We start from the raw sequence: 5,263 nt of genomic DNA, 5'->3' as shown, positions 1-5,263 counted from the left end.
AAGCGCGCTAGAGCCAACCATGCAATCAAAACGAGTCATGGCGACCATTTCGATAATCGTCGGAACGCCCCGCCCTTCTTCACCGATCATCCACGCCAGCGCACCCCGAAACTCTACTTCGCTGGAGGCGTTTGAGCTGTTGCCCAATTTGTTTTTCAGACGCTGGATGTAGAACTCATTACGGCTGCCATCAGGGCGGTGACGCGGCAGCAAAAAGCAGGTCAGCCCCTTATCGGTATGCGCCAACGTTAAAAATCCATCGCACATCGGAGCCGAGCAAAACCATTTGTGCCCCAGCAATTCATACGCCTGCCCCGGACCGCTAGCGCCCACGGGGTAAGCTCGCGTGGTGTTGGCACGCACGTCGGTGCCGCCCTGTTTTTCAGTCATCGCCATGCCCAAAGTCACCCCGGCTTTTTTGCCGATATCGACGTTACGCGGGTCATAGTCACGGGACAGAACTTTAGGCAACCAGATGTCGGCAATATCCGGTTGCAGGCGCAATGCCGGTACGCTGGCGAAGGTCATGGTCAGCGGGCATCCGCTGCCCGCTTCGGCTTGGCTGTGCAGATAGGTCATGGACGCTCGGGCCACATGGGCGCCGGGCTGCGGGTCGGTCCAAGGCAAGGACGGTAAGCCGTGTTCAATCGCGGTGCGCATCAATTCGTGATACGCCGGGTGAAACTCCACCAGATCAATCCGATGACCAAATCGGTCATGGCTGACAAATACCGGTTTGTTTTCATTGGCCAGAAAACCTGCCGCCATTAGCGGTCCACCCGCCAACGCGCCGTACTGATCAATCTGCGGTTGCGCCCACCCCGCACCAAAGTGCTGGCTCCAGTGCTGTAAAGGCAGGTCGATGCGGTACAGATTGACGCCATCTAATGACGGCGGTTGGTTGGTGACTTGGTGAGTTTCGGCGTATTGATGCAGGTTCATTGTGCGGGCTCCATGGATCAATCCAATGAACCCAGTGAAGCACGCACAGCCGTCATCACAAGGGGTATAAGCGCCTAAAGCTCGGCGCTTTTGCCCTCGGCTGTCTCTAGCAAGTGCTGTGAAAGCGCCTGCTGGATGTCTTCTAAGCGCAAGGGTTTGATCAGATAACCGGTAATAGCGTCGAACTGCGCACGGGCTGTTTGTGCTTGCGCGTCAGAGTCAAACACCGCCAGCACCGGCAGTTGCAAACACGCTGCCAACATCAGCAGTTGAGCCCCCATTGAGGTGCCTGTAACCCTCGCCAGCGGGTACCCCAGCAACACCGCATCAACCCGCTCACGACGCAAAAGCTCGATGGCCGCCTGACCGCCGTCGACGCTGCGTACGCGATACCCCAGCGCGTGCAACATGCCATGCAAGTTCAACGTAGGGTCGCTGTTATCTTGCACCAACAGCACGCAGCATTCGGCAGGGCTTTTTTTCAGCTGGGGTGCTGTGCTCGCCGCAGGTGGCGTTAATGCCTCAAGCCTCAGCGCTACTTGAAACTGTGATCCCTGATGAGGTCGCGACTGGTGTGTCAACTGGCCACCCATGAGGTCCACCAAGCGCCGACAAATCGCTAAACCAATCCCTAAACCCCCGTAGCTGCGCGTAATAGAACCATCGACCTGGAAGAAATGCTGATACAGCTCCGCGTCCTCCTGATGAACAAAACCAATGCCGCTGTCGATCACATTGAACGCCAAGGATCCACGCGACTCGTCTGTGGCGTGGCCTGTGACGCGCAACATCACCCCACCCTCATTGGTGAACTTGATGGCGTTATCCAGTAAACATTCGAGGCACTGGCGGATTTTCGCGCGATCGCCTATCCATTGATCGGGTAAGCCCTGCTCTATGTCATACGCGAAGGACAGTCTTTTGCTGCGCGCCTGTGGCTCGAACTCAGCGTTCAGGCCCTTCAACAGTTCACCCAGGCTGAAAGGCTGAAGTTCGGCGTGGAGTCGCCCAGCTTGTAGCTCGGTCAGAGAAAGAATGCCGTTAACCATACCCATCATTTCGCGGGCTGAACCCTCAGCCGTTTGGGTGTAAAACTCAAGTTCGGGGCTCATGTTCAAGGTTTTAATCAGTTCTAAAGAACCGATCACACCGTTCATAGGCGTGCGCAATTCGTGGGTGACGGTCGACAGAAACTCGTCTTTAAGCTGATGGGTGCGCACCAGTTGCTGATTCATTGCTGCGAGTTTTTGACCCGTCTCTTGCAAGGTGCGCGCATGCAGGTTGCGCATGCCGTTGATGCGGTCTGCCAGCGCCAGCGATAGCAAACAGCCTTCAACCGCAGAGCCGATCTGGCTGGCGTACATCGTCAGGAACACATTAGGCAAATAGCCCAAGACCATCAGTGTGTTGACCAGACCGCCAAGCAAAAAGGCCGACCAAGCAATCACAAAATAACGCGCCACTCTTAAACCACGGGCCCAGGCCAGCACCCCCGCAAAAAAAATGACGACGATAAACGCCAAGGCCAGCGCAGTCGCCAAACGCAGGGCCAAGGCATAACTGGTGACCAATGACAGAACCATAACCAGTGCGCCGACGCCCATCAGAAACTTCAACGCGTGATCCAGCCAGCGACTGTGGGTGCCTATTTGCAAAAAGGAACGGGCAAACTGGCAGCCAAACAGCGCAGCAGAACCAATTAAGAAAGGCACCGAGGCGTTGGTCCACCATGGGTTATTGGGCCAAAAATATTGCACCGCAGCGCCGTTGACCGCGAGTTGGTAGAGGCCGAACGAGGCCATATAGAGGATGTAATACAGGTAGCTGGTGTCGCGCACGCTGATATAGATGAACAGGTTGTACACCAGCATCCCCAGCAAAACCCCGTAAATCAGGCCCAGAACATAAATCCGATTGGGCTGTTCTTCGAGGTATGACTGCGCCGACCATAGCGTAAGCGGCGCTTGAATCGAGCCTTCGCTGGCCAAACGCAAGTAGACGGTCTGGCGTTGCCCTGGGCTGAAGGGCAGCTCGAAAAGGTAGTTATTTTCTTTGATCTGCCGGCTATTAAAGGGCAATGCATCACCCGTACGCTGCACAAGATGGAAGCGGCCGCTCGTATCAGCCAAGTACACGTCGATGTTGTCTAGCGGCGGGTAGGCCAGCTCCAGCAACCAAGTGTGTTGGGCTGTAGGGTCTTTGGGCAGATAGCGTAAATCGACTTTCACCCAGAATGCCGAGCGTGAGTAGCCCGCATTAAGCGTGTCTTTAGTGTGGGGTTTGAACAGACCGTCATTAGCGATAACATCATCCAGCGTCGCCAAGCCGCCTGTGTCTTCGAAGACCTGCATCACTCGGCCCAGCGGAAGGTTCTGCGTCGTTTCGTCGAACTCGACCGCGCCCACCAGCATCGGCAGCCAGCCCAGTAACATCATCAGCAAATAGCGCATACAGCCCCAACATGGTCCGCCCGGTGACGTGCATAATCTCCCATTGCGTTTGAGACTGCGTCGACCGTCTTACTCATTAATAATTTGGGGCGTACTCTAGGGCCTTTCAGGCCATATGGCCATCATCCAAATCAACCGGGACCAAACAGCCGCAAAAAAGCGTTTGGTGGTAAGCTCGCGCACCATGAATATCTACAGCTCTCGCCCCGTTGTCCTCTGTCTCTCCGGCCACGACCCCAGTGGGGGTGCAGGTTTGCAGGCAGATATCGAAGCCCTGCTGGCTCAAGGTTGTCACGCGGCCCCCGTGGTCACCGCCCTGACTGTGCAGAACACCGTGAATGTCAGCGACTTCCGCGTGCTGGATCGTGAATGGGTGCTGGCGCAAGCCAATGCCGTGTTCAGCGATTCCACCATTGCGGCGGTCAAGCTGGGCATGCTCGGCTCGTTGGAAATGGTCGATACCGTCGTCGAACTGCTTCAAGCCCATCCGCATCTGCCAATGGTCTGCGACCCGGTACTGCGCGCGGGCGGCGGTGGGCGACTGGGCAAAGACGAAGTCGGCTACGCCATGCGCGAGCGCCTGCTGCCACTGGCCACTATTGCTACCCCTAACTTGCCCGAAGCTCGGATTTTGGCCGAGCTGCCTGAGGGCAGCGCCGATGAGTGCGCCGAAAAACTCCTGCCATTTTGCAAGCATGTGCTGATCACTGGCGGCCACGGCGATGAGCACGAAGTCCATAATCGCCTCTATAGCCGCGACGGCAGCCGCCACACCTTTACCTGTTATCGCCTACCGGGCAGCTATCACGGCTCGGGCTGCACCTTGGCCAGCACATTGGCCGGGCGCTTAGCCATTGGCGAGCATTTGGTCAGTGCGGTCGAAACGGCCCTCAACTATACGTGGCGCACCCTGCGTGATGCCGAGCAGCTGGGCCAAGGTCAATTTGTGCCCCGCCGCTTACCGCTGGACTTCTGCTCGTAACGAATGAGGCTCGACCCATGAAGCTGCGTGGTCTTTACGCAATCACTGATAGCCAACTGCTCGCAGGCAAACTATTGGACTACGTTGAGGCGGCATTAGATGGCGGCCTGACACTCTTGCAATACCGTGACAAGAGCAACGACCAGTCACTGCGCTTGCGCGAAGCCGAAGCCTTGAAGCAACTGTGCGAGCGCTACAAAGCGCACTTGATCATTAACGACGACGCCGAATTGGCTGCGCGTCTTGAGGTCGGCGTCCATTTGGGCCAAACCGATGGTCCGTTAACGCCTGCCCGCTCTTTGCTGGGGCCAAAGGCCATTATCGGATCAACGTGTCACGCCCAGATCGAGCTGGCCGAGCAGGCCGCCAAAGAAGGGGCAACGTATGTTGCCTTTGGCCGCTTTTTTTCCTCCAGCACCAAACCCGGCGCAGCCCCTGCAGCCCAGGATGTCATTAGTCAGGCGCATGCCCGACTGAACCTGCCGATTTGTGTGATTGGTGGCATTACCCTCGATAACGCTGGACCTTTAGTGGAACGCGGCGCTGATTTGCTGGCAGTGGTGCACGGCCTGTTTGGCGCCGAAAGCACCCGCCAGGTGACCCAGCGCGCACGAGCGTTCAACACCTTGCTGTCCATTTAAATACCGAATACTGATTCAGAGAGAGCCCATCATGTCTCGTTCCGAAACGCTGTTTGCCAACGCCCAAAAGCATATCCCCGGCGGCGTGAACTCGCCTGTGCGAGCCTTCAAGAGCGTAGGCGGCACGCCGTTGTTCTTCAAACACGCCGAAGGCGCCTACGTCACGGACGAAGACGACAAACGTTATGTCGATTACGTTGGCTCGTGGGGCCCGATGATGTTGGGCCATACCCACCCGGGCGTGTTAG

General features: G+C 57.0%; 5 protein-coding genes. 3 read left to right on the top strand and 2 right to left on the bottom strand.

What is annotated here, in order from left to right:
• Positions 1–942: acyl-CoA dehydrogenase family protein (locus AQS70_RS07350; protein ID WP_187331790.1), on the bottom strand; the 942-nt coding region annotated here is incomplete at its 3' end.
• Positions 943–1,016: 74 nt separating this feature from the next.
• On the bottom strand, positions 1,017–3,392 hold the full coding sequence (locus AQS70_RS07345) for a hybrid sensor histidine kinase/response regulator (protein WP_055102215.1): 2,376 nt from the start codon (positions 3,390–3,392) through the stop codon (positions 1,017–1,019).
• Positions 3,393–3,576: 184 nt separating this feature from the next.
• Between AQS70_RS07345 and AQS70_RS07340 the strand changes: the two genes are divergently transcribed.
• The 3 genes from AQS70_RS07340 to AQS70_RS07330 all read left to right on the top strand — a co-directional run.
• Complete coding sequence (locus tag AQS70_RS07340) at positions 3,577–4,374, top strand: hydroxymethylpyrimidine/phosphomethylpyrimidine kinase (protein ID WP_055102216.1); 798 nt, start codon at positions 3,577–3,579, stop codon at positions 4,372–4,374.
• A 17-nt stretch (positions 4,375–4,391) separates the two neighbouring features.
• Positions 4,392–5,015 carry a thiamine phosphate synthase gene (gene thiE, locus AQS70_RS07335; protein ID WP_055102214.1) on the top strand — a complete coding sequence of 208 codons (624 nt, stop codon included), beginning with the start codon at positions 4,392–4,394 and terminating at the stop codon, positions 5,013–5,015.
• A gap of 31 nt (positions 5,016–5,046) precedes the next feature.
• Positions 5,047–5,263 (top strand): aminotransferase class III-fold pyridoxal phosphate-dependent enzyme (locus AQS70_RS07330; protein ID WP_156355051.1); only part of this gene is annotated, 217 nt, incomplete at its 3' end.

This window comes from Pseudomonas endophytica (assembly GCF_001411475.1).
Taxonomy (GTDB): domain Bacteria; phylum Pseudomonadota; class Gammaproteobacteria; order Pseudomonadales; family Pseudomonadaceae; genus Aquipseudomonas; species Aquipseudomonas endophytica.
This window is presented reverse-complemented; position numbering and strand designations above follow the sequence as displayed.

Excerpts from the sequence above, each read along its gene's own strand:
- AQS70_RS07345 (WP_055102215.1), bottom strand. The coding sequence starts at position 3,392 with ATGCGCTATTTGCTGATGATGTTACTGGGCTGGCTGCCGATGCTGGTG.
- AQS70_RS07340 (WP_055102216.1), top strand. The coding sequence starts at position 3,577 with ATGAATATCTACAGCTCTCGCCCCGTTGTCCTCTGTCTCTCCGGCCAC.
- thiE (WP_055102214.1), top strand. The coding sequence starts at position 4,392 with ATGAAGCTGCGTGGTCTTTACGCAATCACTGATAGCCAACTGCTCGCA.